Here is a 26,797-nt window from a genome sequence, read left to right on the forward strand (position 1 = left end):
GACCGGCGCCGCCCGTCCCGTGCCCTCGTCCCGACTTCGTCCTACCCGGCCCGCAGCGCCGCCTCGTGCTCCTGGAGTGAGCGCACACCGATGTCGCCGCGCACCAGCGCCTCGATGCCCTGGACGGCGGCAGCCAAGCCCTGCACCGTGGTGACACTCGGCACGCCCCGCACCACGGCGGCCGTGCGGATCTCGTAGCCGTCCAGGCGCGGGCCCGACTGCCCCGCGCTGCCGAACGGCGTGTTGACGATGAGCCCCACGGCGCCGTCGTGGATGAGTTGCACGATAGTGGGTTCGCCGCCCGTACCGGGACCTTCACTGTGTTTCCGGACGACCTCGGCCCGCACCCCGTTGCGGCGCAGGACCTGCGCCGTGCCCTCCGTCGCGAGGATGTCGAACCCCAGGTCGGCGAGCCGCTTGATGGGGAAGACCATGGTGCGCTTGTCGCGGTTGGCGACCGAGACGAACACCGCCCCCGACACCGGCAGCGACCCGTACGCGGCGAGCTGCGACTTGGCGTAGGCCGCGCCGAAGTCCGCGTCGAGGCCCATGACCTCGCCCGTGGAGCGCATCTCGGGGCCGAGCACGGTGTCGACGCCCTCGCCGTCCCTGTCGATGAACCGGTTGAACGGCAGCACGGCCTCCTTGACCGCGATGGGCGCGTCGAACGGCAGCGTCCCGCCGTCGCCGTGCGCCGGCAGCATCCCCTCGGCGCGCAGGTCCGCCACCGAGGCGCCCAGCATCACCCGCGCCGCGGCCTTGGCGAGCGGCACGGCGGTCGCCTTCGACACGAACGGCACCGTGCGCGACGCGCGGGGGTTCGCCTCCAGCACGTACAGCACGCCGGACGCGAGGGCGTACTGGACGTTGAGCAGGCCGCGCACCCCCGTCCCGCGGGCGATCGCCTCGGTGGAGTAGCGGATGCGCTCGATGTCCTCGCTGCCGAGGGTCACCGCCGGGAGCGCGCAGGCGGAGTCGCCGGAGTGGATCCCGGCCTCCTCGATGTGCTCCATGACGCCGCCGAGGTACAGCTCGGTGCCGTCGTAGAGCGCGTCGACGTCGATCTCGATGGCGTCGTCGAGGAACCGGTCGATGAGCACGGGGTGCTTGGTGGACACGTCGGCGTAGCGCTCGATGTAGTCGGCGAGCATCGCCTCGTTGTAGACGATCTCCATGCCGCGCCCGCCCAGCACGTAGGAGGGCCGCACGAGCACGGGGTAGCCGATCTCGTCGGCGACGCCCTTCGCCTCCTCGAACGACAGCGCCATGCCGCTCTTGGGCGCCGGCAGCCCGGCGCCGTCGAGGACCCGGCCGAACTCGCCGCGGTCCTCGGCGAGGTCGATCGCCTCGGGGCTGGTCCCGACGATGGGGACCCCGGCCGCCTTCAGCTCCCGCGCGAGTCCGAGCGGGGTCTGCCCGCCGAGCTGCACGATGACGCCGACGACCTCGCCGACGGCCTGCTCGGCGCGCACGACCTCGAGGACGTCCTCCAGGGTGAGGGGCTCGAAGTACAGGCGGTCGCTGGTGTCGTAGTCGGTGGAGACGGTCTCGGGGTTGCAGTTGACCATGACGGTCTCGTAGCCGGCCTCGGCGAGCGCGAACGAGGCGTGCACGCAGCTGTAGTCGAACTCCACGCCCTGCCCGATGCGGTTCGGCCCGGAGCCCAGGATGACCACCTTGGGCTTGGTCCCGGCGGGGACCTCGGTCTCCTCGTCGTAGCTGGAGTACAGGTACGGCGTCGTGGCGGCGAACTCCGCCGCGCAGGTGTCGACCGTGAGGTACACCGGGTGGATGCCGAGGGCGTGCCGCAGTTCGCGCACGACCTCCTCGCGCTTGCCGACGATCTCGCCGATCTGCCGGTCGGAGAAGCCGAGGCCCTTCGCCGAGCGCAGCACGCCGGCCTCCAGCTTCGGGGCCGCGGCGATGGCGCGGGCCGACTCCTCCAGCAGCATCATCTGGTCGGCGAACCACGGGTCGATCCGGGTCGCCTCGTGGACCTCGGCGACGGTCGCGCCGGCCCGCAGCGCCTGCTGGACCTGGCGCAGCCGGTGCTCGGTGGGGGTCGCCGCGGCGTCCAGCAGCTCCTTGGCGTCGCCCGGCTCCCCCTCCCAGGTGAAGCCGACGCCCTTCTTCTCCAGCGACCGCATGGCCTTCTGGAGCGCCTCGGGGAAGGACCGGCCGATGGCCATGGCCTCGCCGACCGACTTCATGGTGGTGGTCAGGCCGGGGTCGGCGCCGGGGAACTTCTCGAAGGCGAAGCGGGGCACCTTCACGACGACGTAGTCGAGGCTCGGCTCGAAGCTGGCCGGGGTCTCGGCGGTGATGTCGTTGGGGATCTCGTCCAGGGTGTAGCCCACGGCGAGCTTCGCCGCGATCTTGGCGATGGGGAAGCCGGTGGCCTTGGACGCCAGCGCGGAGGAGCGCGAGACGCGCGGGTTCATCTCGATGACGATGATCCGCCCGGACTGCGGGTGGACGGCGAACTGGATGTTGCAGCCCCCGGTGTCGACCCCGACCTCGCGGATGACCGCGATGCCGATGTCGCGCAGCTCCTGGTACTCCCGGTCGGTGAGGGTCATGGCCGGGGCGACCGTGATGGAGTCCCCGGTGTGCACGCCCATCGGGTCCAGGTTCTCGATGGAGCAGACGACGACCACGTTGTCGTTGCCGTCGCGCATCAGCTCCAGCTCGTACTCCTTCCAGCCGAGGATGGACTCCTCCAGGAGGACCTCGGTGGTCGGCGACAGCGCGAGCCCCTGCCCGGCGATGCGGCGCAGCTCGCCGGGGTCGTGGGCGAAGCCGGAGCCCGCGCCGCCCATGGTGAAGGACGGCCGCACGACCACCGGGTAGTCGAGCTCCTCGGCCGCGGCCAGGCACTCGTCGAGTGTGTGGCAGATCTGGGAGCGCGCGGACTCGCCGCCGATGCGCTCCACGATGCCCTTGAAGGTCTCGCGGTCCTCACCGGACTGGATGGCGTCGATGTTGGCGCCGATGAGCTCCACGTTGTACTTGGCGAGCACACCGGCGTCGTGCAGCGCCACCGCGGTGTTCAGCGCGGTCTGCCCGCCCAGGGTGGGCAGCAGCGCGTCGGGGCGCTCCTTGGCGATGATCTTCTCGACCATCTCGGTCGTGATGGGCTCGACGTAGGTGGCGTCGGCGAACTCCGGGTCGGTCATGATCGTGGCCGGGTTGGAGTTCACCAGGATGACGCGCAGGCCCTCGTCCTTGAGGACGCGGCACGCCTGCGTGCCCGAGTAGTCGAACTCGCACGCTTGGCCGATGACGATCGGCCCGGAGCCGATCACGAGGACGGATGACAGGTCAGTGCGGCGCGGCATTGGGACTTCCTTGCACGAAAGCGGTACTGGGAGCTGGTCAGGGCCTGGCGGCGCGCGCGGCCATGAGGTCGCAGAACGCGTCGAACAGCTCGGCGGCGTCGTGCGGGCCGGCGGCGGCCTCCGGGTGGAACTGGGCGCTGAACGCGGGCCGCTCCAGCAGCCGCAGCCCTTCGACCACGTTGTCGTTGAGGCCGACGTAGCTGACCTCGGCGGGCCCGTAGGCGGTGTCGAACGGGCCGTCGAGCGGCGCCTCGACGGCGAAGCCGTGGTTCTGGCTGGTGATGTAGACCCGGCCGGTGTGGACGTCGCGGACGGGCTGGTTGGCGCCGCGGTGCCCGAACGGGAGCTTGTAGGTGCCCAGGTCGAGCGCGCGGCCGAGGATCTGGTTGCCGAAGCAGATGCCGAACAGCGGGACGCCGGCGTCCAGGACGCCGCGCATGGCGGCGACGGGACCGTCGGCCGTGGCGGGGTCGCCCGGCCCGTTGCTGAAGAACACCCCGTCGGTGCCCAGGGCAAGGATCTCCTCTGCGGTCGCCGAGGACGGCAGGACGGTGACCTCGCAGCCGCGTTCGGCCAGCCGCTGCGGGGTCATGGCCTTGATGCCGAGGTCGACGGCGGCGACCGTGAACCGGCTCGGCACGCCCTCGGGCGGCGACACCGTGTAGGGCGCGTCGGTGCTCACCTCGGCCGCGAGGTCGGCGCCCGCCATCTCGGGGCTGGCGAGGACCCGCTCCAGCAGGCGCGCCGGGTCGTCCTCGACGGTGCTGACGGCGGCCCGCATCGCCCCGCGGTCGCGCAGGTGGCGGGTGAGGGCGCGGGTCCCCTGCATCGCGATCCCCACGACGCCCTGGCGGCGCAGTTCGTCGTCGAGTGTGCGCTCGGCGCGCCAGTTCGAGGGGATGCGGGCGGGTTCGCGCACCACGTAGCCGGCGACCCAGATCCGGCCCGATTCGGGGTCGTCGTCGTTCACCCCGGTGTTGCCGATGTGCGGCGCGGTCATCGCCACGATCTGCCGGTGGTACGACGGGTCGGTGAGGGTCTCCTGGTAACCGGTCATCCCGGTCTGGAACACCATCTCGCCGAACGTCTCCCCCTCGGCGCCGAACGAGGTGCCGCGGAACGTGCGGCCGTCCTCCAGTACCAACATCGCCGGAACCTGCACCGCGGACTCCCCCTCCGTAGGACGGCCGCCACCCATCTGGTCGCTCACCGCTCCTCACACCCAACTGCCGAATTGCCGCTCACTGCCGACACGTCCCCCACTGCTGACTCGTCACTCACTGCCGTACCCGCTGCCGCACCCACTGCCGCCCCGTCCGGCATGCGCCCCCCGCTCATTGCACCTTGCCGTCCAGGACGGTCGGCGTGCCGCGCAGGAACGTCGCCGCGACCCTGCCGGGCAGGGTGCGCCCCCGGAACGGCGAGTTGGCGCTCTTGGACGCCATGGCCGCCGGGTCGACCTCCCGCGACACCGACGGGTCGAACAGGACCACGTTGGCGGGCTCGCCCACAGCGAGCGGGCGCCCGTGCCCCGACAGGCGTCCGATGCGCGCCGGGGCCGCCGACATGCGCTCGGCGACCTGCGCCCAGTCCAGCAGACCGGTCTCGACCATGGCGGACTGGACCACGCTCAACGCGGTCTCCAGGCCGGTCATGCCCATGGCCGCGTTGGACCACTCGGTCTCCTTGGCCTCGATCGGGTGCGGCGCGTGGTCGGTAGCGACGATGTCGATCGTGCCGTCGGCGAGCCCGGCGCGCAGCGCCTCGACGTCGTCGGCGGTGCGCAGGGGCGGGTTGACCTTGAAGATCGGGTCGTAGCTCTCGGCGAGGTCGTCGGTGAGCACCAGGTGGTGCGGGGTGACCTCGGCGGTGACGTCGCAGCCGCGCCGCTTCGCCTCGCGGATGATCTGCACCGAGCCCTTGGTGGACACGTGGCAGATGTGCAGGCGGGAGCCGACGTGCTCGGCGAGCAGGCAGTCGCGGGCGATGATCGCCTCCTCGGCGACGGCCGGCCAGCCGGCCAGGCCGAGCCGGTCGGAGACCACGCCCTCGTTCATCTGGGCGTTCTCGGTGAGGCGCGGCTCCTGCGCGTGCTGGGCGACGACCCCGCCGAACGCCTTGACGTACTCCAGGGCGCGCCGCATGAGCAGCGCGTCGGACACGCAGTGGCCGTCGTCGGAGAAGACGCGCACCGCCGCGATGGACTCGGCCATGGCGCCGAGCTCGGCGAGCGTGGTGCCGCCAAGGCCGTGCGTGACCGCCCCGACGGGCTGCACGTCGCAGTACCCGGAGTCGCGGCCCAGCCGCCAGACCTGCTCGACGACCCCGGCCGTGTCGGCGACGGGGAAGGTGTTGGCCATGGCGTGCACCGCGGTGAAGCCGCCCATTGCGGCGGCGCGGGTGCCGGAGTACACCGTCTCGGCGTCCTCCCGGCCGGGTTCGCGCAGGTGGGTGTGGAGGTCGACCAGGCCGGGCAAGGCGACCGCGCCGCGGGCGTCGACCGTGGCGGCCCCGCCGCCGTCGAGGCCGGGGCCGATCTCGGCGATGCGCCCGCCGCGCAGCAGGAGGTCGGTCTCCTCGCCGCCGAGGACGCGGGCGCCGCGGATCAGGTAGGTGTTGGTGTCCGTCATCGTCGCTGTTCTCCCTAGTTCCCGATCGCGGACTCGGAGCCGCCGAGCAGCAGGTACAGCACCGCCATGCGCACGCTCACACCGTTGGCGACCTGCTCCACGATGGTGGAGCGCGGCGAGTCGGCGACCGCGGCGGAGATCTCCATGCCGCGGATCATCGGGCCGGGGTGCATGACGATGGCGTCGTCGTGCAGCTTGGCGAAGCGGTCGTCGTCCAGGCCGTAGCGGCGCGTGTACTCGCGGGCGGTGGGGAAGAACGCGTCCTTCATGCGTTCGGCCTGCACGCGGAGCATCATCACCACGTCGGACTTCGGCAGTACCTCGTCGAGCGTGTAGGACACGGAGCACGGCCAGGACCGCACGGACACGGGCAGCAGGGTGGGCGGCGCGACGAGCGTCACCTCGGCGCCGAGGGTGGCGAGCAGCAGCACGTTGGAGCGGGCCACCCGCGAGTGCAGGATGTCGCCGACGATGGCGACCCGGAGCCCTTCGACGCGGCCCATGCGCTCACGCATGGTGAAGGCGTCGAGGAGGGCCTGCGTGGGGTGCTCGTGGGTGCCGTCGCCGGCGTTCAGGACCGCGCCGTCGACCCAGGTCGACAGGCGTTTCGCGGCGCCGGACGAGGAGTGCCGGATGACCACGCCGTCGGCGCCCATGGCCTGGAGGGTCAGCGCGGTGTCCTTGAGCGACTCGCCCTTGGAGACGCTGGAGCCCTTGGCGGAGAAGTTGATGACGTCGGCCGACATGCGCTTGGCGGCGGCCTCGAACGAGATGCGGGTGCGGGTGGAGTCCTCGTAGAACAGGTTGACGACGGTCCGGCCGCGCAGGGTCGGCAGCTTCTTCACGGAGCGGTCGCCGACCTGCGCGAGCTCCTTCGCTGTGTCGAGGACGAGGGTCGCTTCGTCGCGGGAGAGGTCGCCCGCGCTCAGGAGATGGCGCATTACTTCGCTTCCTCCGTGCCGCCTGCGGCGGTGTCGGTGGGGCGGGCCCCGCGCGACCTGGCGGGGCCGACCACGACGGCGTCGCGCCCGTCGAACTCGTCCACCAGGACCGTCACGCTCTCGCGCAGCGAGGTCGGCAGGTTCTTGCCCACGTAGTCGGCGCGGATGGGCAGTTCGCGGTGGCCGCGGTCGACCAGGACGGCGAGCTGCACCGCCCGGGGGCGGCCGAGGTCGTTGAGCGCGTCGAGGGCCGCGCGGACGCTGCGGCCGGAGAAGAGGACGTCGTCCACCAGGACCACGGTGCGGCCGTCGATGCCTTCGGGCGGGATGTTGGTGGGGCTCAGGCTGCGGGCCGGCGCCATGCGGAGGTCGTCGCGGTACATGGTGATGTCGAGGGAGCCGCAGGGGACTTCGAGGTGCTCGACGTGTTCGATGCGCTTCGCCAGCCGTTCGGCGAGCGGGACGCCGCGGGACGGGATCCCCAGCAGTGTCACGTCGGCGCCGCCCTTGGTCCGTTCGAGGACCTCGTGGGCGATCCGGGTCAGCGCCCGGTTGATCTCCGGGCCTTCCAGGACGGTCTTGGCATCGGCCCCAATGTCACCTTCTGCGCGTTTTTGGGCACACACAGTGATGACCTCCTTCCCTGTCTCACGGAACAGGTCCTTAAAGGACGTCGGTGAAGATGTCTCGAATGCTCGCCCGGTCGACCAAGCGCCTACCGGTCGAGCTGCCCAGACGCTATCAGCGGGATCACCCTGAGGTGACTCGACTCTAGCGAGAGTGGTCGGCGAATATGACACTCATCACAGAAAAAGCTCTTGATTTATCTGTCCCAATGCTACTCAATCGGACTGCGCGCGCTCCGCGCGCATCCGGCCCATACCCCCGAAATGCCTATGGCGTCGGGCTTTGCGGGCCCCGACCCGGTGACGGTGTGTCCCATTCGGTCCTAGTATGAGAGCCCCCTCACTAACGCACGGTTTGGCGTCTGATTGGTCCCGTTTCCACCCAACAGCTTGACCTGGCGCCCTCACCGCTTTACCGTCACTGTCCGTAACCAATCTCTGGGCGGACCGAACCCGGGCCTCCCCCGCAGCGCTCCACAGGCCAGCAGACAGCCCAAGGGCGGGGCGGTACCCCACCGACTTCCGGGTTCCCCCGTCAACCAGACATTTCCACGGCCGGGGAGCGAACTAGAAGATGCCATCCGAATACGCGAAGTCGCTCGGTGCGCGCCTGCGCGCCATCCGCACCCAGCAGGGCCTGTCCCTGCACGGTGTCGAGGAGAAGTCCCACGGCCGGTGGAAGGCCGTCGTCGTGGGCTCCTACGAGCGCGGCGACCGCGCCGTCACCGTCCAGAAGCTCGCCGAGCTCGCCGACTTCTACGGCGTGCCGATGTCGGAGCTGCTGCCCGGCGGTGCCGCACCGACCCCGCTCGGCCCGACACCCAAGCTGGTCATCGACCTTGAGCGCATGCAGCAGCTCCCGCAGGACAAGGCGGGCCCGCTCGCGCGCTACATCGCGACCATCCAGAGCCAGCGCGGCGACTACAACGGCCGCGTGCTGTCCATCCGCCAAGAGGACCTCCGCTCGCTCGCGGTGATCTACGACCGCTCGCCGGGCGACCTCACCGAGGAGCTCATCGACTGGGGCGTCCTCGACCCCGAGGCGCGCCGCGCCGTCGACGCGTTCTAAGCCGCCCAAGGCCGCCGACGCGTCCCAGGCCGTCCGAGGACGTCGAGGTTCCACGTCGTCCGAGGGGCCGTCGACGTGTTCGAGGCCGCCCAAGGCTGTCTGCCGCGAAGGTGGCCGCGCCCATTGCGGGCGCGGCCACCTTCGTCGATCCATCACCTCGAACCGCACGGCCCCTTCGGGGGTCGCGGGCCCCGCTGCGCGATGATCGCGCAACGGCACAGCGGCGCAGCAGCGCAGTTGGGGCGTATGCAGCCGCCTGGCAGCCCAACCCCTCCGCAGGGGCACTTCGCGGTCTGATCGCTCACCCCTGCGACGGACACCTCCCAGAGCGCCATCGGCCCGAGCGGCGATCGGCACGGCTGCCGGGGAGCCTGCGCACGCCCCTACTGCGCCGCTGCGCGATTGTCGCGCAGCGGGGGCCCGCGACGGCCGAAGGACATCCCGGCCAGGGCCGCCAGACCGGTACCGGCCACGGCCCCTCCCCCGAACACGCCCGCTCCCCCGCGCGGACTCAGCCGATCTGCGCCAGCAACTCCCGCAACTCGGATTCCCCGGCGGCGGTGAGCCGCGCACGGTAGTCGTCGTCGGCCAGCCGCCGCGCGAGCGCCGCGAGGACCCGCAGGTGCTCGTCGCCCGCCATCGACTCCGGCACCGCGATGAGGAACACCAGCCGCACCGGTCCCCCGGCCGACCCGGGCCAGTCGATCCCGCCAGCCGAGCGGCCGAACGCGAGCACCGGCGCGCTCACCGCATCGCACTTGGCGTGCGGGATCGCCACGCCCGGACCGAGTGCGGTGGGCATCTGGGCCTCGCGCTCGTGCAGGGCCCGCACCAGCGCCGCGCGGTCGCGCACCCGGCCGCCGTCGGCCGCAAGCGCCGCCATCTCCTCGATCGCGGCGTCGCGCTCCGACGCCGCCAGGTCGACGGTCATGCCGCCCGCGTCCAAGTACTCGACGATGGGGCGCTCGGTCGGCTCCGGCGCGGCGCCCGCGCCGTCCTCCGCATCATCAGCGGGACGCCCGGCCGCCTCCGGCGGCGGTTCTGCGGTGGCGGCGGCCGGCGGCGCCGCGGTGCGAGGGGTCGGCGCCTCCGCAACGGCGGCCGGCGGCGCCGAAGCGGCGCCCGCGGTCCTCTGCGCGACTGGAGTCCTGTCCGCCGCGCCGCCGGTGCCAGCACCGGCGACGGGAGCACCCGCGGTAACCAGTCCGGGCCCGGTTCCGGAGGCGGGTGCCGCGGACTCCCCCGCGCGGCGCCGCCCCAGTCCGATGATGCCGAGCGCGACACCGGCGGTGACAGCGCTGCCCGCGACCACCGCGACGAAGAACATCGCGATGTTGTCCACCGCGCCGAGGATGGCGACTATCGGCCCGCCGTGCGCCACACTGTCGCCCACCCCCGCCACCGCGGCGATGCACGCCGCGACCGCGCCCCCGGCCATGTTCGCCGGGATGACGCTGCCGGGCCGCCCGGCGGCGAACGGGATGGCGCCCTCGGTGATGCCGAAGAAGCCCATGAACAGGGCGGCGTACCCGGCCTCCTGCTCCTCCTTCGCGAACCAGGTCCGCCGGATCAGCGACGCCGCGCCCATGCCCAGCGGGGGCACCGCGATCGCCGCGGCGGCCATGCCCATGACGGCGACGTTCCCCTCGCCGATGAGCCCGGCGCCGAACAGGAACGCCGTCTTGTTGACCGGGCCGCCCATATCGAACGCGATCATCAGCCCGATGATGACGCCGAGCAGCGCGGCGCTGGCGCCCTGCAAGCCGCCGAGGAAACCGGTCAGCGTGCTGAACACCCACGCGATGGGGGCGCCGAGGACGGCGATGAACAGCCCCACGACGACCAGCGTGCTCAGGATCGGGATGACGATGATGGGCATGATCGGCATGACGAACTTCGGCACCGGCAGCCGCGCGATCGCCAGCGCCACGTACCCGGCCAGGAAGCCGGTGATGATGGCGCCGATGAACCCGGCGCTGGTCTCGCCGTCGCCGTAGAGCAGCGGGCCGTTGCCCGCCCCGTACAGCGAGGCGTTCGCCGCGACGTAGCCGCCGAGCAGGCCCGGCACCAGTCCGGGGCGGTCGGCGATGGCGAACGCGATGTAGGCCGACAGCACCGGCACCATGAACATGAACGCGAGCGTGCCGATGGTGTTGACGGTCGCCCAGACCGAACCCTCGGGGATCTGGAGCCCTTCGGGGGTCGGCTCGCCGCCCAGCGACAGCGACACCGCGATGAGCAGCCCGCCGGTCGCGACGAACGGGATCATGTAGGAGACCCCGGTCATGAGCGCCGTGTAGCCCTTGCCGCGCCGCCGCCCCTTGGCGGTCGCGGCGGCGGTGAGCACCCCGCCGGCCCCACCGGAGCCACCCGCACCCCGCGGTCCGCCAGTGCCACCTGGTCCGCCCGGTCCGCCTGACCGACCCGCGCCACCCGGCCCACCAGCGCTACCCGGACCACCAGCGCTACCGGTGCCACTCGCGCCGCCCACGTCCGACGGGCCCTGCGCACCCGACCCGGCCGACGGACCCGCAGCGGTACCGCCCGCAGATGACCCGTCGTCCGAGGCACCACCCGCAGGTGACCCGTCCACCGCGATACCGCCCGCTGCGGGCCCGGCGGACTCGCGCTGCGCGGCGGCCTGCGCGATCAGCGCCTCCGGCTCGGAGATGCCCTGGGCGACGCTGGCGACGACGAGCGGCTTGCCCGCGAACCGGCGCTGGTCGATATCGGTGTCGGCGGCGATGATGACGCCGTCGGCGGCGGCGATCTCGGCGTCGGTGAGCGTGTCGCGGGTCCCGATGGAGCCCTGGGTCTCGACGCGCATCTCGTGGCCGAGGCGCGCGGCGGTCTGCACGAGCTTCTCGGCCGCCATGTAGGTGTGCGCGATGCCAGTCGGGCAAGCGGTCACGCCGACCAGCCGCAAGGGCCGGGCACGGCCCTCGGCTGCGGGATCAGGGGTACTGGGGGTTGCCATCGGGCCACCACTTCCCTCGTCGAGGTCGCCCCGCTGGTGCCCCCCGCCCGCAGGGGCATCGGTTACCCGATAGACCATCGCCCAGAACTGACAACGTTGTCAACGCCACCAGCCCAAGCAGCACGGCATATTCGGATCAGCGGGCATTCACTTCTCGTACCGCCAACTCCACCCGATGCCGCGATACTCCTCGACGGGAATCGGCACGACCCCAGGGTTCATGCGCTCCGTGTAAACGACGCCGTGCAGATGGTCGATCTCATGAGCGACCAGGCGCGCCAAAGCATCAGTGAACACGGTGATCACCACGCTGCCGTCCACCCCCGCGTGCTCCACCTCCACACGGCGCGAACGGGGCACCAGCCCTCTGACGTCGAAGAACGACAGGCACCCCTCGTAGTGGTCGTCGGTGTCCTGCGAGGATCCGATGATTCGCGGGTTGAGGAGGACGAGCGGCGCGGCGTCGGCGTCGGGGGGCAGCACAACAGCCGCCGCCCTGTCGATGCCGATCTGGGTTGCGGCCAATCCCATCCCCTTGCCGAACTCGTGATGCTCGCGGACCCGTTGCATAGCCCGATGAATCCGGTCCACGACCTCCATGGCCGATTCCGATTCAGCAGGAAGAGAGAACCGCGCGGCCGTGCGAGCCAGAATCGGATCCCCGTCCTGGACAATGCCCGAAGCACGCATCCGGTCACTGGAGGTACGCAGCGCAGGACGGGGTGCCTCCGGGGGCCCGACCCGCCAGCGCCATTCAAGCCGATAGCGGGCACCGATGTGCGGGCGGTGTGCCGACCAGGTGAAGACGGCGTCGTCCCCATCGACGCTGCGCTGTATGGGGTCGCGAAGGGGAACCGCTTCGGCGGTCGTGGAGGTCTCGGTGCCCCATACGTCGGGGGCGAGCTCGCTGGGAAATGCCAGCTCGACACCGACATCGTTGGTCGGGAGCCGGATCGCGCGCTGGAACCACTGGCCCCACTGCTCGGCACCCACGGCATAGGAGTACTCCAGTACAGCGCTCTGCCCCGGATACAAAGGGAACCTCGACTCCTCGTTGTCGAAGCACAGCCACACCTCTTTGAACGAGTCTCGGTCGTGTTTGGCGACCCAACGCATGGGATCGCCGTCGCACGTGGCCGTCAGACTCAACGCTTCCCAGGTCAGTGGGTGAGACCTGTACAGCTCATTGGACCTCTCGGGCTGGCCTGGGTAGCGATCCACGCTAATCCGCACCAAGTAGCGGCTGACAGGATCACTGCCTCCATTGACGATCCGGCGGCGCATCCGCGCCTTATAGCGGCCATCGCGATATACGAGCCGGGCGTGGTCGGAGTCGACGAACAGTTCCGCTGGGCCTTCAGGCTGCTGACGGATGGGTGTGGACCGCGTCCAGCTCCGCCATAGCTCCCCGCCCGCGGCGAGCTGACGTTCGGCCAGCCGGGCGAAGTCCTCGCTGGCGGGGTGCCGACCCGACTCAATGTGGCTGAGATACGAAGGGTCGAACCCCATCAGCGAGGCCAGCGCCTTCTTCGTCATCCGACGATGGGTACGCCAGCGAGCCAGCGCAGCGGGGAAGTCTTGAGGGGCCATGCCGACGATTCTCGCTCACCCTCGACATGAACACATGAGTGAATCGTGATTGACCTCCGCTCATCCTGTCCTCACCCGGTCGTTCCGTCGTTCCCTGGGAGGTAGCCGCCGAAGTGCGGACGAATACAAGCGAAGGAACGGAGATGCACGGACCGGATGGAGGAACCCGCAGATGAGAACGCCCGCTCACCCATTGCCACAGCAAGCGGTCCGAGAGCGAAAGCGCGCACGCTAGGACTCGAACGGAAATGACGCCATGGCACACCTCTCCCGCCGCGCCCAAACCCTCATTCTGCAACCGACGACCTTGTGCAACCTCAATTGCTCATACTGCTACCTGTGCCCCCAAAGCCGCAGGACGCGCGAAGAGATGGCCACACAGGTCGCCGCCTGCACCGCCGCTGGCATCACCGCCCAGGACACCACGAAGGCGGTTGACATCGTCTGGCACGGTGGAGAACCGCTAACCACCCGGCGCGCCCACTTCCATGCCCTTGTTGAGGTGTTCGAGCCGCTACGCCGTCGAGGCCTCATTCGCCACTATGTGCAGACCAACGCAACCCTTATCGATGACGCGTGGTGCGAACTCTTCACGTCCTATGACTTCCATGTCGGAGTCAGCATTGATGGCCCGGAAATCGCAAACCGCAACCGCGCCGACTGGTCGGGCGCACCGGTCTTCTCCCGCGTAATGCGCGGCGTCGCGGCGCTGAAGAGCCACGGGCTGGACTTCTCCGCGATCTGCGTCGTAACTCCTGAGACCATCACCGACCCCGACGCGTTGTTCGATTTCTTCGAACACCTCGGAGCCGCGAGCATCGGGTTCAATATTGAGGAGTTCGAAGGCGCCAACGACCATCGGCCGGCAGCCGGGCCGCAGCACATACGCCGTTTCTGGAAGCGCCTGTTCGACCGCATCGCAGAAGGGAGCCCACTGCGGGCACGCGAAGCGACACGGCTACTCGGATACCTTGCCGACGTCCGCGCCGGACGCAGGGCCCGCTGGACCGATATGGCCCATGACCCAATACCAACGATCGGCACTAACGGCGACGTTGTCGTTCTTTCACCCGAGCTCTACGGCGTGAAGGACGACGCCCACCACGACTTCGTGATCGGCAACGTGACCCGTGAACCACTTCCCGCCATCGTCGCCCGCGCATCGCAAGCGCCTTATGTCGCCCAGTTCCTCAGTGGCGTCGACCACTGCAAGGCCGTGTGTGGCATCTTCACTTTCTGCCAAGGAGGACAAGCCGGCAACCGCTACTTCGAAACGGGCGACTTCACCACCTCCGAGACCGCCTACTGCCGCAACACCAAGCAGGAACTTGTCCGCGCACTCAGCGAAACCATGGGAGTCTGAATGCTGACACTGGAAGCTCTGGAACAGTCGACCGCCGTTGCTGCACTGATCGAACTCACGGGGATCACCACCGCACCCGCGAGCAAGTTCGACAACCGCGACACCTGGGACAACAGGAGCGGCGGCGGATTCGACAACCGGCCGAGCTGGGACAACTGGAACAAGAAGTAGGGACGACCATGGACACCCACGAGGTTCGCGGAGTCAAGGTGCTCCTGCCTAGCGACGACGAACCGCCGGTGTCGTCATGGCCCTTCCCAGCCCCATTGGAACAAGAGCGGGTCACCAACACCGACTTCCACAACGTCGATTTGTCCTCGCATCGGCTTACCGACGTCACACTCAACCGGTGCCGTTTTGTCGGATCCCGACTCATGGGCGTCGTTCTCACACGGGTCACCATGGCCGATGTCCTCTTCCAGGGATGCCAGTTCGATTACGCCATGTGGGAGAATGTCCGGTTGACCGGGGATGTCGCGTTCATCGACTGCTCGTTCCGGGAAACGGCAATTGCCACCAGTGATCTCAAGAACGCCGTCTTCGACAACTGCACTTTGGCTGCCGAGATCACCTCAACGACGATGACCGGAACCGACATTCGGGGAAGTGACCTGTCGGGGCTCTCCGGGCTCACGTCACTCAGCGGCGCGAACGTCGCCGAATCCCAACTCCGCTCACTCATTGAGGTAATGGTGCGCGACCTCAATCTCACCGTTGCTGAGACCGGATAGGTCCGACCCACCGGACACGGTGTAGACGACGCCGTGCAGATGGTCGATCTCATGAGCGACCAGGCGCGCCAAAGCATCAGTGAACACGGTGATCACCACGCTGCCGTCAACCCCCGCGTGCTCCACCTCCACACGGCGCGCACGCGGCACCAGCCCTCTGACTCGGCACACTCACATGAACTGCCGGCCCCGCTGCTGGGCGGCCTTGTTGCTGAGCCGCATGCAGGTGACCTGGGGGAACAAGCAGCAGCGACGGCGGGCGAAGGGCTGGGGTCCGGTTGCTCCGGCCCGGGCGTGTGAGGCAAGGGTGGGGGGCGGTTCGTCTGCTGGGCGGCCTTGTGGCCGGACCGTGTGCGGGTGGTCTGTGGTCACAAGCAGCAGCGACGGCGGGCGGGGGTCTGGGCTCGGCGGGGTCGGGTCGGGTGCGCGGTGGGGCACCGCAGCACCAAAGGCGGCGAGGGGTCGGGGCCCGGTTGCGTCGGTCGGGATGCGCGGGGGCCGGGGTGGGCGACGGGGCGGCGAGGGCCGGTGGTGGGCCGGGGCAAGCGGTCGTGTGCGGGGTTCCTCCCGGGGCCACCCGCGGGTGTTTCCCGGGGCTGCCCGCGCCTCCCCGCGTCCCTGTGCAGCGAAAAGCACGGCTATCTGCGCAGAGCGCCACCCACGGAGGGTGATTGGCGGCGTATGTCCCCTTTGGTTGCGTGGTTCGCGGCAGAGGGGTGCCGGTTCGGGCTCCACGCCAAGATCATGTCCATCATGCGGACGGGTGATCGGGCGAGGCCGCCTTCACGCGCCTGGATTGCGGTGTGGTGTCCGATTTTGCGGGTGGGGCGGGCCTGCGGGGTGGCGGGGTGCCCATCCCGACGTCATTCGGGTGCTGTCTGGGTTGTCCCTCTCATCGAGTTCTCACGATGCGAGACGCCCGAGGTGGTGGGGCGCCGTCCCCGGGCTGCTGACCTGGTCTTTCGTGTGGGCTTCCGCTCCGCGGCGGCCCAACGCCCCCGGCCCCCTGCGAAAAGGTGGCCGATCGCGCACCCCGACCCACCACCGGCCATCGCCGCACCCGTCGCCCACCCCGGCCCCAGCGCACCCCCGACCGATACAACCGGAGCCAGGCCCTTCGCCGCCGTCGTTGCTGCTCTTCCCCGCAGACCACCGGCACGTGGCTCGGTGAGAAGGCCGCCCCGCAGACGGACCGTCCTCGAACGGACGCTCACGCGGGCCCGACCTCGGCGAACCGTCCCGCGAGTTCCTCGGGATGACGGTCACCCACGGGTCCGAGCGCCTGTGGCTGGACCGGCCCGGGACGCGACACATCACCCTGACCGCGTGACGCGCGGAAGGCGCCGCTTCCGGGGAGGAGAAGGTCCGAGCCGTCAACAAGGACAAGCGAAGTCGGCCGCCCGGGGGATCTCGCGAGCCGCGATGAGTGCTGCGGTGTCCGGCGGTCGTACCGAAGAACCTCAGTGGCATCGGCCAATACGGGCGTCGAGCGGGGCGGGACGTCAGGGGGTGCGCGGGGAACTGCGCGAGGGGAGGGCAGGCGGGTGGGACCGAGCCGCCCTGCCCGCCTGCCCGGTCTGTCAGCTCGCCTTGGACAGCGCCTGGCCGGAGCCGGTGTCGGCCTCGCCGATGGTGGACTCGATTAGGGCGGTGAACACCCGGGTGTCGCGCAGGAGGTCGTCGGCCTCGGCCGGGGTGACGGCGCCCGGCAGGCCCGCCTCGGCCGCCGAGCGTTTCGCGGCGCCTGCGGCGAAGAACGCCGACCATTCGGCGAACTCGGGCGATGACTCGCTGAGGAGATCCCACGCGGTGCGGGGGCGCCGGCCGCGGGCGGAGCGGACCGGCATCGCACCGCGGTGGGTGAGCAGCGCCGCAGTGGCGCGCAGCGCGGCGACGTGGGCGGCGGAGTAGCGCAGCGGGGCGGTAGCGGCCGCCGCTGCTTCGGCGAGATGAGCATGCGCGGAATCGAGTGCCGCCCACGTGGCGGGCGCGACGCGCCTGCGCGGGCGGGTGCGCGCTTCGTCGGGGGAGAAGAGTGGGTTCTGCGCCATGGTGGACCACCTCCGGATGATCCCCGCGCGGGGCGGGGCCGACATCCTGGTCGGGACCGCGGAGGACGTGGCCGGGCAAAAGGGCTTCCCCTCCCCCGCCCGGCCACGGCCCCGTGCCGGGCCGCTGCGAGGGCAGCGGCCCGGCTGACCTAGGAGGGGCATCCGCGGTCGCAAGTCGAACAGCAGTTCGACTTGATTCAGTAAAACCCATCGAACGCCTGTACGTCAAGCCCCGGGGGTCTGCGCGCAGGCCGGTGGCGACTCCCGGGTGTGCGGCGTTCCACCACCGCACCCGTCCAGGATCACCGGCGGCACCGCCGCCGCGCCACCTCCACCCGCCCGGCTGGGGATAACTCGGCGACCCAGGGTCCTTGCAGCGGCACCGCACCGCCGCGCCACCTCTCCCGGGGGCGACGGCGGACAACCCGCGCCTCGTCCTTCCTGCGGCACCACCGCCGCGCCGCCACTCCCCGGACGCCGGTGGACGGCCTGTGCCCCGTCCTTCCTGAGGCACCTTCCTGCGGCACCGCCGCCCCACTACCAACACGCCACCGCCGCGCCGCCTCCGCCCGGTCGGCCAGCTGTGAACGGCCCGACGCTCCACCGTCCCTACGACCCCGGCCGCCGGCGGACTCCCCAGCGCCCCGCCCCGTCCCTACCGCCCCCGGCCGCCCCTAGGGGCCCGGCGGCCGCCCGCCGTCCTTCCTGCCGTTCTACCGGCCCTCCCACCTGGTGTCCGGACATAGAATCGCCCGCATGCATCCGAACACCCAGAAGGTGGCGGCCCGCCTCGCTGAGTTGGGCGTCGCAGCGGAGATCCGCGAACTCCCCGAAGCCGCACCGACCGCCGCCATCGCGGCCGCCCAGGTCGGGTGCTCGGTCGGCGCCATCGCCAACAGCCTGGTCTTCGCCGCCGAATACCCCGATGCCGACGAACCGCGGCCCGTGCTGGTGCTCACCAGCGGCGCCCACAAGGTCGACACCGGTAAGGTCGCCGCCCTGCTCGGCGCCGCGAAGGTGCGCCGCGCGACACCGGACTTCGTCCGCGAGCACACCGGGCAGACCATCGGCGGCGTGGCTCCCCTGGGCCACCCCGCCCCGGTCCCAACCCTGGTCGACGAGTGGCTGCGCGACCACACCGAGGTCTGGGCCGCCGGCGGGCACGCGCACACGCTGTTCCCCACCTCGTTCGGCGAACTGGTCCGCATCACATCGGGCACACCGGCCATGATCGGAGTGGACTGAGTCGGATCCGCTCCGCAGGGGCGATCCGCCCCGCACCGGCAATGGACTTGGGGGCCGCGTGAGCACCGGCATCGGAACCGGGATCGAACTGTGGGACCTCAGCGCCCCCTCGTTCCTCCATGCCGTGCCCGCGTTCATGGAGATCTACCGGGCCGCCATGGACCCCCCTGCCGACCAGGTGCAGGGCCGCCGCGCGGTCATGGAGCGCCATAGCACGCTGCCGCGGTTCCACGCGGTCGCCGCCATCGCCCTCGGCGGCACCGACCCCGGTGGCACCGCCGTGGGGTTCGCCTACGGGTTCCACGGCCACGGCGGGCAGTGGTGGCACGATGTGGTCACCGAGGAGCTGCGGAGGCGCGACCCCACCGCTGTGTCGGCCTGGTTCGCCGATTCGTTCGAGATCGCCGAGGTCCACGTCCACCCGCGCTGGCAGGGGATCGGGGTCGGCCGGGCCGTCCTCGAACGGCTCGCGGCGGCGCGCACCGAGCGCACCGCCGCCTTGTCGACCCGCACCGGGCGCACCCCGGCGCACCGGCTCTACACGTCGGCCGGGTTCGTCGCCGTGCTGCCGGAGTTCTCGTTCCCCGGCAGCCCCGACCAGCCGTTCACGATCATGGCCGCGCGCCTACCGCTTCGGCGGTCCGATCCGGTGCCACCTGCTGGTAGATCTCGCGCGTGGCCGTGGACTGGTTGAACGTGATGAAGTGGATGCCGGGCACCCCTTCGTCCAGCAGCCGCTCGCAGAGCCGGGACGCCTGCTCGATGCCCAACTGGCGCACCGCCTCGGGGTCGTCGGCCACGCGCTCGAACTGCGCGGCCAGGCGCGGCGGGAACGGCGCGCCCGAGAGCTTCTCGGACATCTCCACGGTCGCGATCTTCACGACCGGCATGATCTCGGGGATGATGGGGACGTCGCAGCCACGCGCCGCCACCCGGTCGCGCAACCGCAGGTACTCATCGGCGTCGAAGAACATCTGGGTGATGGCGTAGTCGGCGCCGGCGCGGCACTTGCGCACGAAGTACTCGACGTCGGAGTCGACGTCGACCGACCGCGGGTGCTTGTAGGGGAACGCGGCGACGCCCACGCTGAAGTCGCCGCTCTCCTTGATGAGCCGCACCAGGTCCTCGGCGTACTCGACGCCCTCGGGGTGCTTGATCCACTCGCCCATGGGGTCGCCGGGAGGGTCGCCGCGCACCGCCAGCATGTTGGTGACGCCCGCTCCGGCGAACCGGCCGATGAGGTGGCGCAGTTCGCGCACCGAGTGGTTGACGGCGGTGATGTGCGCGACCGGCAGCAGGGTGGTGTCGGTGGCCATGTTCTCGGTGATGTCGACCGTGCGGTCGCGGGTGCCGCCGCCGGCGCCGTAGGTGACGGAGACGAAATCGGGCCGCAGTGCCTCGATCTCGCGGATGACCCGCCAGAGTTTCCGCTGGCCTTCGGGGGTTTTCGGAGGGAAGAACTCGAAAGAGAAAGTGGGGGTGCCCGTATGCAGGAGGTCGCGAATGCTGCGCGGCCGGGTCAGGGTCGCGGGCGCGGTCGTGGGACGTGTCGGTGATCCGAGCATGGTCTCAACCATAGGCCACCGGGCCCGGGCGTGGTCGTGTACTCAGGGCGAACGCCCCTCGGCGGCCCCGGAGCGCCCGCGCGCAAGGCGCCCGCCGGGCCGCCCGCAATCGGGCGCACATGCGCGATAGCCTGCGGTCATGAACCCCGCGAACCCTTCTCCCGTGTCTGCTGTGCGCCCTGCTGTGGACGCCGCGCTCGCCGAGTTCATGGAGCACCGCCGCAAGCTCATGGCGGAGATCGGCCCGGAACTCGTCCCCGTGATGGACGCCCTCGACCACATGCTCGCCGGGGGCAAGCGGCTGCGGCCCGCGTTCTGCTACTGGGGCTGGCGCGGGGCGGGCGGCGCCGAGATCCCCGAGATCGGGACTGCGGCGGCGGCGCTGGAGTTCCTCCAGGCGTGCGCGCTGATCCACGACGACGTCATCGACAACAGCGACACCCGCCGCGGCCGGCCCGCCACCCACCGGCGGCTCGCCGCGCTGCACGAGCGGTCCGGGTGGGACGGCGATCCCGCCGCGTTCGGGCGGGGCGCCGCTGTGCTCATCGGCGACCTGTGCCTGGCCTGGTGCGAGGAGATGTACTCGGCGAGCGGGCTCGGCGAGGCGGCGCTGCGCGCCGGGCGCGGCCCGTTCGACATGATGCGCACCGAGGTCATGGCCGGGCAGTACCTGGACATGATCGAGCAGGAGCGCGGCGGTGAGACCGTCGAGGCCGCGCTGCGCGTGATGCACTACAAGTCGGCGAAGTACACCGTCGAACGCCCGCTGCACCTCGGCGCCGCTCTCGCCGGCCGCCACGACGAGCTGGCCCCGGTGTTCACGGCCTACGGCGTACCCCTCGGCGTCGCCTTCCAGCTGCGCGACGACGTCCTCGGCGTGTTCGGCGACCCGGCGCAGACCGGCAAGCCCGCAGGGGACGACCTGCGCGAGGGCAAGCGCACCCTTGTCGTCGCCGAGACGCTGAGCCGCGCCCGAAGCGGGGACGCCGACCGGTTCCGCACCCTCCTCGGCGACCCCGCGCTGTCGGCGGAGTCCGTGGACTGGATGCGCGCGCTGATCACCGCCAGCGGCGGTCTGGCAGCCTGCGAGCAGCGGATCGACGACTACACCGCCCGCGCCTCTGCGGCCCTCGACACCGACGCGATCGCCCCCGAGGCCCGCGCGGCGCTCGCCGACCTCATCGTCGCGGCAACGGCGCGCGAGCGCTGACGGCACCCCGCCGTCCCCGACGAAAGCCGCCGTCCCCCGACGAAAGTAATAGGGTCCTCGGCCGGAGGGACGACGGCGGCCGCGCCGGAAGCAGGACCGGCGTTCGTCCGGCCGGGCGATTGAGGAGCGCCGCCGCCTGCCGGATCCTGGACGGGTGACGGTCCGGCGGGCGTACCCGGCCGGCGGAGTGCGGCTACGGGGGGCGGCAGGGCATGGCGAACAGCGCGACAGCGACACGGGGCCCGTCCGCTGTGGGTGAGCGCGCACTGGCGCCCGACCTCGCACGCGGCTTCATGCTGCTGCTCATCGCGCTCGCCAACACCAGCTGGTACCTGTGGGGCGCCAACCGGACCGCGGACAGCGTCCACCCCGCTGACGGCTCACTCCTCGACCGGATCACCCAGTTCGCCATCATCACCGGTGTCGACATGCGGGTGTACCCGATGTTCGCGTTCCTGTTCGGCTACGGCATCGTGCAGCTCCTCGACCGGCAGCAGCGGGCCGGGGTGCCGGAGGGCACGGCGAGGGCGCTGCTCAAGCGCCGCCACTGGTGGATGATCGCGATCGGCGGCTGCCACGCGCTGCTGCTGTGGATGGGTGACATCATCGGCGTCTACGGCGCGGTCGGCCTGGTCATGTGCTGGCTGTTCGTGCGCCGCACGGACCGCACGCTGCTCGTGTGGTCGGCGGTGCTCGTCGGCGTCCTGGTGGTGCTGTCGCTGCTGAGCGTCGCGGGCGGCGTCGGCATGGCCGCAGCGGGGGCCGCGCCCCAGAGCGGCGGGGAGGCCGACCTGTTGGGGGCGAACATCAGCAACCCCGACTACGTCGCCACACTCCTCCCCCGCGTCGGCGTGTGGCTGCTGCTGCTCGTGGCGCAGGGCTTCCTGATGCTGACGGTTCCCGCCGCGGTGCTCCTCGCCTTCTGGGCGGCGCGGCGCAAGATCCTGGAGCAGCCGCACCGCCACCTGCGCCTGCTGCGCACGACCGCCGTCGGGGGGATCCTCATCGGCTGGCTGGTCGGCCTGCCCTACGCGCTGTACCACGTCGGGGTCCTCGACGTGCCGGACTCCGCGGCGTGGGCGTTCAGTCTGCCGAACATCGCGAGCGGGCTGTTCGCCGGGCTGGGCTACGTGGCCCTTTTCGCGCTCATCGCGCACTGGCTGACCGTCCGGCGCGGCGCCGCGGCCGCCGGCCCGCGCGGGAGCACCGGGAACGGGAACACCGGGCACAGGAACACCGAGCACGGGCCACTCGTCACCGCCATCGCCGCTGTGGGCAAGCGGTCGATGTCGGCCTACCTCGCCCAATCGGTGCTCTGCGCCCCGCTGCTGGCGGCGTGGGGCCTGGGACTGGGGGGCTGGTTCGGCAGCTGGCAGATGGCGGCCTTCGCCGTCGCCGTCTGGCTGATCACCCTGGCCGGGGCCTACGCGCTGGAGATCCGCGGCAGGCGCGGCCCGGCCGAGGTGCTGCTGCGCAGGCTGGCCTACCGGACGCCGACCCGCACGCCGACCCGCGCCGCCACTCCCCCGTCCTGACCCCGCCCGGGGCCACCTCGGCGGGCCACGGACGCCGACCCGCCCGCCGGGGCCCACGGCCCGGCCCCGTTCCACCGGAACCCGCGACCCGATCCCCCTTCCGCCGACCCGCCCGGACACGCCCGGCGGGACACCGGCATTTGACCGGTTTTCCTGGCGCTTCACCCTCTTTCGGCGCGCCGGTCAGTGCGCCGCGCCGAAGGGGCGCCGAAGATGGTGACCCATGGGAGACGATCAGGCAGAGACGAAGATCATCGGCGTCACCGGTGCCACCGGGGCCGTGGGCGGCAGGGTCGCCACCCGGCTCGCACGGACCAGGGCGTCGCAGCACCTCATCGTGCGCGACATCAACCGCGCCCCCGAGTTCCAGGGTGCGAGCGCGTCCATGGCGTCCTATGAGGACGCCGCGGCGTTCGGCCGCGCCGCGCGGGGGGTCGACACACTGTTCCTGGTCTCGGCCCCCGAGTCGCCGGACCGGGTCGCCGCGCACATCAGCGCGATCGACGCCGCGGTCGCGGCGGGGGTGTCCCGGATCGTCTACCTGTCCTTCCTCGCCGCCGCGCCGGACGCCACGTTCACCTTCGCCCGCGACCACTTCCACACCGAGTCCTACATCCGCGCCACCGGCGCGGACTACACCTTCCTGCGGCCCAGCCTGTACCTGGACCTGATGCCGTCGTGGCTGGACGGCACCGGCGCGCTCCGGGGCCCCGCCGGGCACGGCTCGGTCGCCTGGGTGGCGCGGGACGACATCGCCGACGTCGCCGCGGCCGTGCTCACCGGGGGCGGCGAGCACGACGGCCGGATCTACGACGTCACCGGGCCCGAAGCGGTCACCCTCGGGCGCACGGTGGAGCGGCTTTCGGGGCTCACCGGGAAGACGCTGCGCTACATCCCCGAGACCTGGGAGGAGGCACTGGCCGCGCGCCGCCGCTCAGGGGCGCCCGAATGGGCGCTGGAGGGGTGGGCGAGCTCCTACGCCGCCATCGCGACGGGGGAGCTCGACGTCGTCAGCGAGACGGTGTCGGACCTCACGGGCCACCCGCCGCAGTCCATCGAGGGCTTCCTGCGCAAGAACCCCAGTGCCTTCGCGCACGTGCCGGTCTGAGGCGGCGGCCGCCGCCGTTCGGAGGGACCGGGGAAGCGGCGGCTACGGCGCACCGGCTCCGCCGCCCCGGTGCGCGGGCCGACTGCCGGGGCGACAGGGCCCGCCGGGCATGGGAACGGGACGCCCGCGGCCGGCGGCCCGCCCGGCGCGGCGACGCCGCTCAGTCGTGCACGGTGACGGCCTTCAGGCTGCCGTCGGCGTGGGCGCCGCGGATGCGCTTCTTGTCGAACTTGCCGACGCTGGTCTTCGGCACCTCCTCGACGAAGGCCCAGTGCTCGGGGATCTGCCAGCGGGCCATCGTGTCGGCGAGGAACGCGCGGAGTTCGGCGGGCTCGACCGTGGCGCCCTCCTTCAGGACGACGGCGACCAGCGGGCGCTCGGCCCATTTGGCGTCGGGGACCGCCACGACGGCGGCTTCGGCAACCGCGGGGTGCGCCATGACGTTGTTCTCCAGCGCGACCGAGGAGATCCACTCGCCGCCGGACTTGATGACGTCCTTGGCGCGGTCGGTGAGCCGCAGGTAGCCGTCAGGGCTGAGCGTGCCGACGTCGCCGGTGCGCAGCCAGCCGTTGTCGAACCGCTCGGGGTCTGCGTCGCGGTAGTACGCCTGGGCGACCCAGGGGCCGCGGACCTGGAGTTCGCCGACGGTCTCGCCGTCGTTGGGCGCGACCTTGCCGTCAGGGCCGACGATCCGGCCCCGCACCGACACGGGCAGCCGCCCCTGGCTGATGCGGTGGGACCACGCGTCGTCGCCGGTGCTGCCGGCGGGTGCGTGGGCGACGCTGCCGAGCGGCGAGGTCTCGGTCATGCCCCAGGCGTGCAGGACGGTGATCCCGTGGCGCTCCTCGAACGCCCGCATCAGCGACGGCGGGCAGGCCGAGCCGCCGATGACCACCCGGTGCAGCGAGGACACGTCGCGCGGGTTGGCGTCGAGCTCTTGGAGCAGCCCCTGCCAGATGGTGGGCACGGCGGCGGCGAAGGAGGGGCGCAGCGTCTCGATCATCTCCGCCAGCGGCGCGGGTTGCAGGAACCGGTCGGGCATGATCAGTGGGGCGCCCGCCATGAACGCGGCATACGGCAGCCCCCATGACATCGCGTGGAACATCGGGACGACGGCGAGGCAGCGGTCGCCCTGCGTCATGCCCATGCCATCGGTCGTCATGACCTGCATGGAGTGCAGCCAGATCGAGCGGTGGCTGTAGACGACGCCCTTGGGGTCGCCGGTGGTCCCGGAGGTGTAGCACATGGCGGCGGCGTCGCGCTCGTCGACTTCTGGCCAGTCGAAGGTGTCGGGCTGCCCGTCGAGCAGCGCGTCGTAGCGGTGCACCTCGACGCCCTCGGCCGCGAGGCCGCCCGGGTCGCCGCCCGCCACGATGACATGGCGCACCGTGCTCAGGCTGGGCAGCAGCGGCGCGAACAGCGGCAGCAGCGAGGCGTCGACGATGACGACGTGGTCCTCGGCGTGCCCGGCGATGTATGCGATCTGGTCGGCGGGGAGGCGGATGTTGAGCGTGTGCAGCACGGCGCCCATCGCGGGCACGGCGAGGTACGCCTCCAGGTGCTCCTGGTTGTTCCACTGGAACGTCGCGACGCGCTGGTCGGCGTCGACCCCGAGACCGCGCAGGGCGTGGGCGAGGCGGGCGGCCCGCCGACCCGTGTCGCGGAAGCTCACGCGCCGCGGCTCCGCGCCGGTCCAGGTGGTGACGGCCTCGCCGCCGTGGACGGTGCTGCCGTAGCGGACCAGATCACCAATGGACATCGGTGCGTCCTGCATGGTGCTGCGCATGTGTCCTCGCCCCTTACCTGGTTGTGACGTCGATCACATCAGACTAGAGGGAAGCACCGCGCCCCGTACAGCGAAGCGGATCCCCCAATGTGAACGCCGGAGATCCACATGCTGTTGAGGTGCCGGGCCGGGCGGACCCCGGACGGGACATGCTTCGGCGGTCCAATGCCCGACCGGCATCGACGCGGGCGCAGCGCCCTCGCAGTCGCTCAGTCGTTCCCGGTGCCATCGGCGGCACGGGCGAGCGCGGTGATCGCCGCCCCCTGCATGCGGTGCAGATCGCCGACCTCCCGGCGCAGCGCCCTGATGTGCGCGGGCCGCATCGGCCGGGACCGCAGCGGGTGCCATAGCGCCCGGAAGAGCAGCTGGGCCGTCGCCTGCCGGTAGCCCTCGGCCGCCGCTGCGAGTTCAGCGGCGCGCGCACCCAGCACCCCGCCGTCGCGCCGGTCGACGAGCCCGACCACCTCGCACTGCAAGGCCCGCACCTCGGCGCCGCCCGCGAAGTCCAGCACGCGGCGGGGGATCCCGGCGGACAGCGCCGCGACGACGAAGTCCGCGAGCACCTGCTGCTGCACCTGCTCGGCGTCGCGGCCGTCGTCCAGCCTCGCTGTGACACCCAGCTCCGCCGTGGCGAGCAGGCGCGGACCGACCAGGTACTGCGCCGGGCGCCCGCCGGTGCGCGGCGCCACCTCCGCGAGTGCGGCGCGGACCGCCGCCATCCGGTGCAACTCCGCCATGACGGCGGCGCGCAGCTCCCGCCGCTGCTGGTTCCCCGCGACATAGGTGGTGACCGCGGCGCCGATGACGCCTCCGCCCGTTGTGTACGCCAACTCCAGCCAACCCGCCATCCGGGTGCTCCTTCACACGTCAACGGGCCTCAGGCCCGCCGGGGCGGCGAGCACCGCGGCGGTGGAGGCCCTGAGGGGAGGACGGCGCCGCCCCGGCTGCTGCGGGGCGCCGCGGGAGACCGCGGAGCGCGGACGGCGGTCCGGCGGAGTGCCGACGACGGACAGCGGACCACGCAGGGCGGGC

The 26,797-nt window shown here is 71.5% G+C and carries 21 protein-coding genes; 9 read left to right on the top strand and 12 right to left on the bottom strand.

The window, feature by feature from the left end; all coding sequences use genetic code 11:
* Window positions 1-41: 41 nt before the first annotated feature.
* The 5 genes from carB to pyrR form a co-directional block, all read right to left on the bottom strand.
* A complete protein-coding gene (gene carB / locus CLV63_RS15610; protein WP_106583750.1) occupies window positions 42-3,338 on the bottom strand; it encodes a carbamoyl-phosphate synthase large subunit in 3,297 nt (1,098 codons plus the stop codon).
* 37 nt (window positions 3,339-3,375) lie between these two features.
* Window positions 3,376-4,485, bottom strand: coding sequence for a glutamine-hydrolyzing carbamoyl-phosphate synthase small subunit (gene carA / locus CLV63_RS15615; RefSeq protein WP_211301323.1), 1,110 nt, complete (start codon window positions 4,483-4,485; stop codon window positions 3,376-3,378).
* Window positions 4,486-4,672: 187 nt separating this feature from the next.
* A complete protein-coding gene (locus CLV63_RS15620; RefSeq protein WP_106583751.1) occupies window positions 4,673-5,968 on the bottom strand; it encodes a dihydroorotase in 1,296 nt (431 codons plus the stop codon).
* A 14-nt stretch (window positions 5,969-5,982) separates the two neighbouring features.
* The gene (locus CLV63_RS15625) at window positions 5,983-6,909 is read right to left on the bottom strand and encodes an aspartate carbamoyltransferase catalytic subunit (protein ID WP_106583752.1); all 927 of its coding nucleotides are present in this window, start codon (window positions 6,907-6,909) and stop codon (window positions 5,983-5,985) included.
* Entirely contained in the window at window positions 6,909-7,535 is a 627-nt protein-coding gene (gene pyrR, locus CLV63_RS15630) for a bifunctional pyr operon transcriptional regulator/uracil phosphoribosyltransferase PyrR (protein WP_106583753.1), read from the bottom strand. The genes CLV63_RS15625 and pyrR overlap by 1 nt, the downstream gene beginning before the upstream one ends.
* A 574-nt stretch (window positions 7,536-8,109) precedes the next feature.
* On the opposite strand from pyrR, the gene bldD reads away from it, so the two are divergent.
* Window positions 8,110-8,604 (top strand): transcriptional regulator BldD, encoded by a 495-nt coding sequence (bldD, locus tag CLV63_RS15635; RefSeq protein ID WP_106583754.1) that lies wholly within the window; start codon window positions 8,110-8,112, stop codon window positions 8,602-8,604.
* A 511-nt stretch (window positions 8,605-9,115) separates the two neighbouring features.
* Here bldD and CLV63_RS15640 read toward each other — a convergent pair.
* The gene (locus CLV63_RS15640; RefSeq protein ID WP_211301324.1) at window positions 9,116-11,581 is read right to left on the bottom strand and encodes a fructose-specific PTS transporter subunit EIIC; all 2,466 of its coding nucleotides are present in this window, start codon (window positions 11,579-11,581) and stop codon (window positions 9,116-9,118) included.
* Window positions 11,582-11,728: 147 nt separating this feature from the next.
* Window positions 11,729-13,171, bottom strand: a complete 1,443-nt coding sequence (locus CLV63_RS15645; RefSeq protein WP_106583755.1) for a peptide deformylase — start codon at window positions 13,169-13,171, stop codon at window positions 11,729-11,731.
* Between the two features lie 256 nt (window positions 13,172-13,427).
* Here CLV63_RS15645 and amcB point away from each other — a divergent pair, with 256 nt between their 5' ends.
* From amcB to CLV63_RS15655, 3 genes are read left to right on the top strand one after another with little or no spacing between them, the layout of a single operon-like run.
* Window positions 13,428-14,534 carry a cyclophane-forming radical SAM peptide maturase AmcB gene (amcB, locus tag CLV63_RS15650; RefSeq protein WP_106583756.1) on the top strand — a complete coding sequence of 369 codons (1,107 nt, stop codon included), beginning with the start codon at window positions 13,428-13,430 and terminating at the stop codon, window positions 14,532-14,534.
* Complete coding sequence (amcA, locus tag CLV63_RS33575) at window positions 14,535-14,705, top strand: multiple cyclophane-containing RiPP AmcA (protein WP_170134231.1); 171 nt, start codon at window positions 14,535-14,537, stop codon at window positions 14,703-14,705.
* 8 nt (window positions 14,706-14,713) lie between these two features.
* Window positions 14,714-15,265 (top strand): pentapeptide repeat-containing protein, encoded by a 552-nt coding sequence (locus CLV63_RS15655; RefSeq protein ID WP_106583757.1) that lies wholly within the window; start codon window positions 14,714-14,716, stop codon window positions 15,263-15,265.
* Here the strand turns inward: CLV63_RS15655 and CLV63_RS15660 are convergent.
* On the bottom strand, window positions 15,209-15,436 hold the full coding sequence (locus CLV63_RS15660) for a peptide deformylase (protein WP_106583758.1): 228 nt from the start codon (window positions 15,434-15,436) through the stop codon (window positions 15,209-15,211). The two genes, CLV63_RS15655 and CLV63_RS15660, sit on opposite strands and share 57 nt — an antisense overlap.
* A 1,409-nt stretch (window positions 15,437-16,845) precedes the next feature.
* Complete coding sequence (locus CLV63_RS15665; RefSeq protein WP_106583759.1) at window positions 16,846-17,316, bottom strand: SAV_6107 family HEPN domain-containing protein; 471 nt, start codon at window positions 17,314-17,316, stop codon at window positions 16,846-16,848.
* 756 nt (window positions 17,317-18,072) lie between these two features.
* On the opposite strand from CLV63_RS15665, the gene CLV63_RS15670 reads away from it, so the two are divergent.
* Window positions 18,073-18,561, top strand: a complete 489-nt coding sequence (locus tag CLV63_RS15670; RefSeq protein WP_106583760.1) for a YbaK/EbsC family protein — start codon at window positions 18,073-18,075, stop codon at window positions 18,559-18,561.
* A 70-nt stretch (window positions 18,562-18,631) separates the two neighbouring features.
* Complete coding sequence (locus CLV63_RS15675) at window positions 18,632-19,255, top strand: GNAT family N-acetyltransferase (protein WP_245928845.1); 624 nt, start codon at window positions 18,632-18,634, stop codon at window positions 19,253-19,255.
* Here CLV63_RS15675 and metF read toward each other — a convergent pair.
* Entirely contained in the window at window positions 19,173-20,126 is a 954-nt protein-coding gene (gene metF / locus CLV63_RS15680) for a methylenetetrahydrofolate reductase [NAD(P)H] (RefSeq protein ID WP_106583761.1), read from the bottom strand. The genes CLV63_RS15675 and metF overlap by 83 nt on opposite strands.
* A 139-nt stretch (window positions 20,127-20,265) precedes the next feature.
* Here metF and CLV63_RS15685 point away from each other — a divergent pair, with 139 nt between their 5' ends.
* From CLV63_RS15685 to CLV63_RS15695, 3 genes are all read left to right on the top strand, one after another.
* On the top strand, window positions 20,266-21,336 hold the full coding sequence (locus CLV63_RS15685) for a polyprenyl synthetase family protein (RefSeq protein WP_106583762.1): 1,071 nt from the start codon (window positions 20,266-20,268) through the stop codon (window positions 21,334-21,336).
* Window positions 21,337-21,548: 212 nt separating this feature from the next.
* On the top strand, window positions 21,549-22,871 hold the full coding sequence (locus tag CLV63_RS15690; protein ID WP_106583763.1) for a DUF418 domain-containing protein: 1,323 nt from the start codon (window positions 21,549-21,551) through the stop codon (window positions 22,869-22,871).
* Window positions 22,872-23,094: 223 nt separating this feature from the next.
* Window positions 23,095-23,979: an SDR family oxidoreductase gene (locus CLV63_RS15695; RefSeq protein ID WP_106583764.1), complete on the top strand. Its 885-nt coding sequence runs from the start codon at window positions 23,095-23,097 to the stop codon at window positions 23,977-23,979.
* A gap of 160 nt (window positions 23,980-24,139) precedes the next feature.
* Here the strand turns inward: CLV63_RS15695 and CLV63_RS15700 are convergent, their stop codons facing one another.
* Together CLV63_RS15700 and CLV63_RS15705 are read right to left on the bottom strand one after the other, a co-directional pair.
* A complete protein-coding gene (locus CLV63_RS15700; RefSeq protein ID WP_106583765.1) occupies window positions 24,140-25,765 on the bottom strand; it encodes a long-chain fatty acid--CoA ligase in 1,626 nt (541 codons plus the stop codon).
* A gap of 209 nt (window positions 25,766-25,974) precedes the next feature.
* Window positions 25,975-26,613: a hypothetical protein gene (locus CLV63_RS15705; protein ID WP_211301325.1), complete on the bottom strand. Its 639-nt coding sequence runs from the start codon at window positions 26,611-26,613 to the stop codon at window positions 25,975-25,977.
* Window positions 26,614-26,797: the final 184 nt, after the last annotated feature.

The organism is Murinocardiopsis flavida, assembly GCF_003014485.1.
Taxonomy (GTDB): domain Bacteria; phylum Actinomycetota; class Actinomycetes; order Streptosporangiales; family Streptosporangiaceae; genus Murinocardiopsis; species Murinocardiopsis flavida.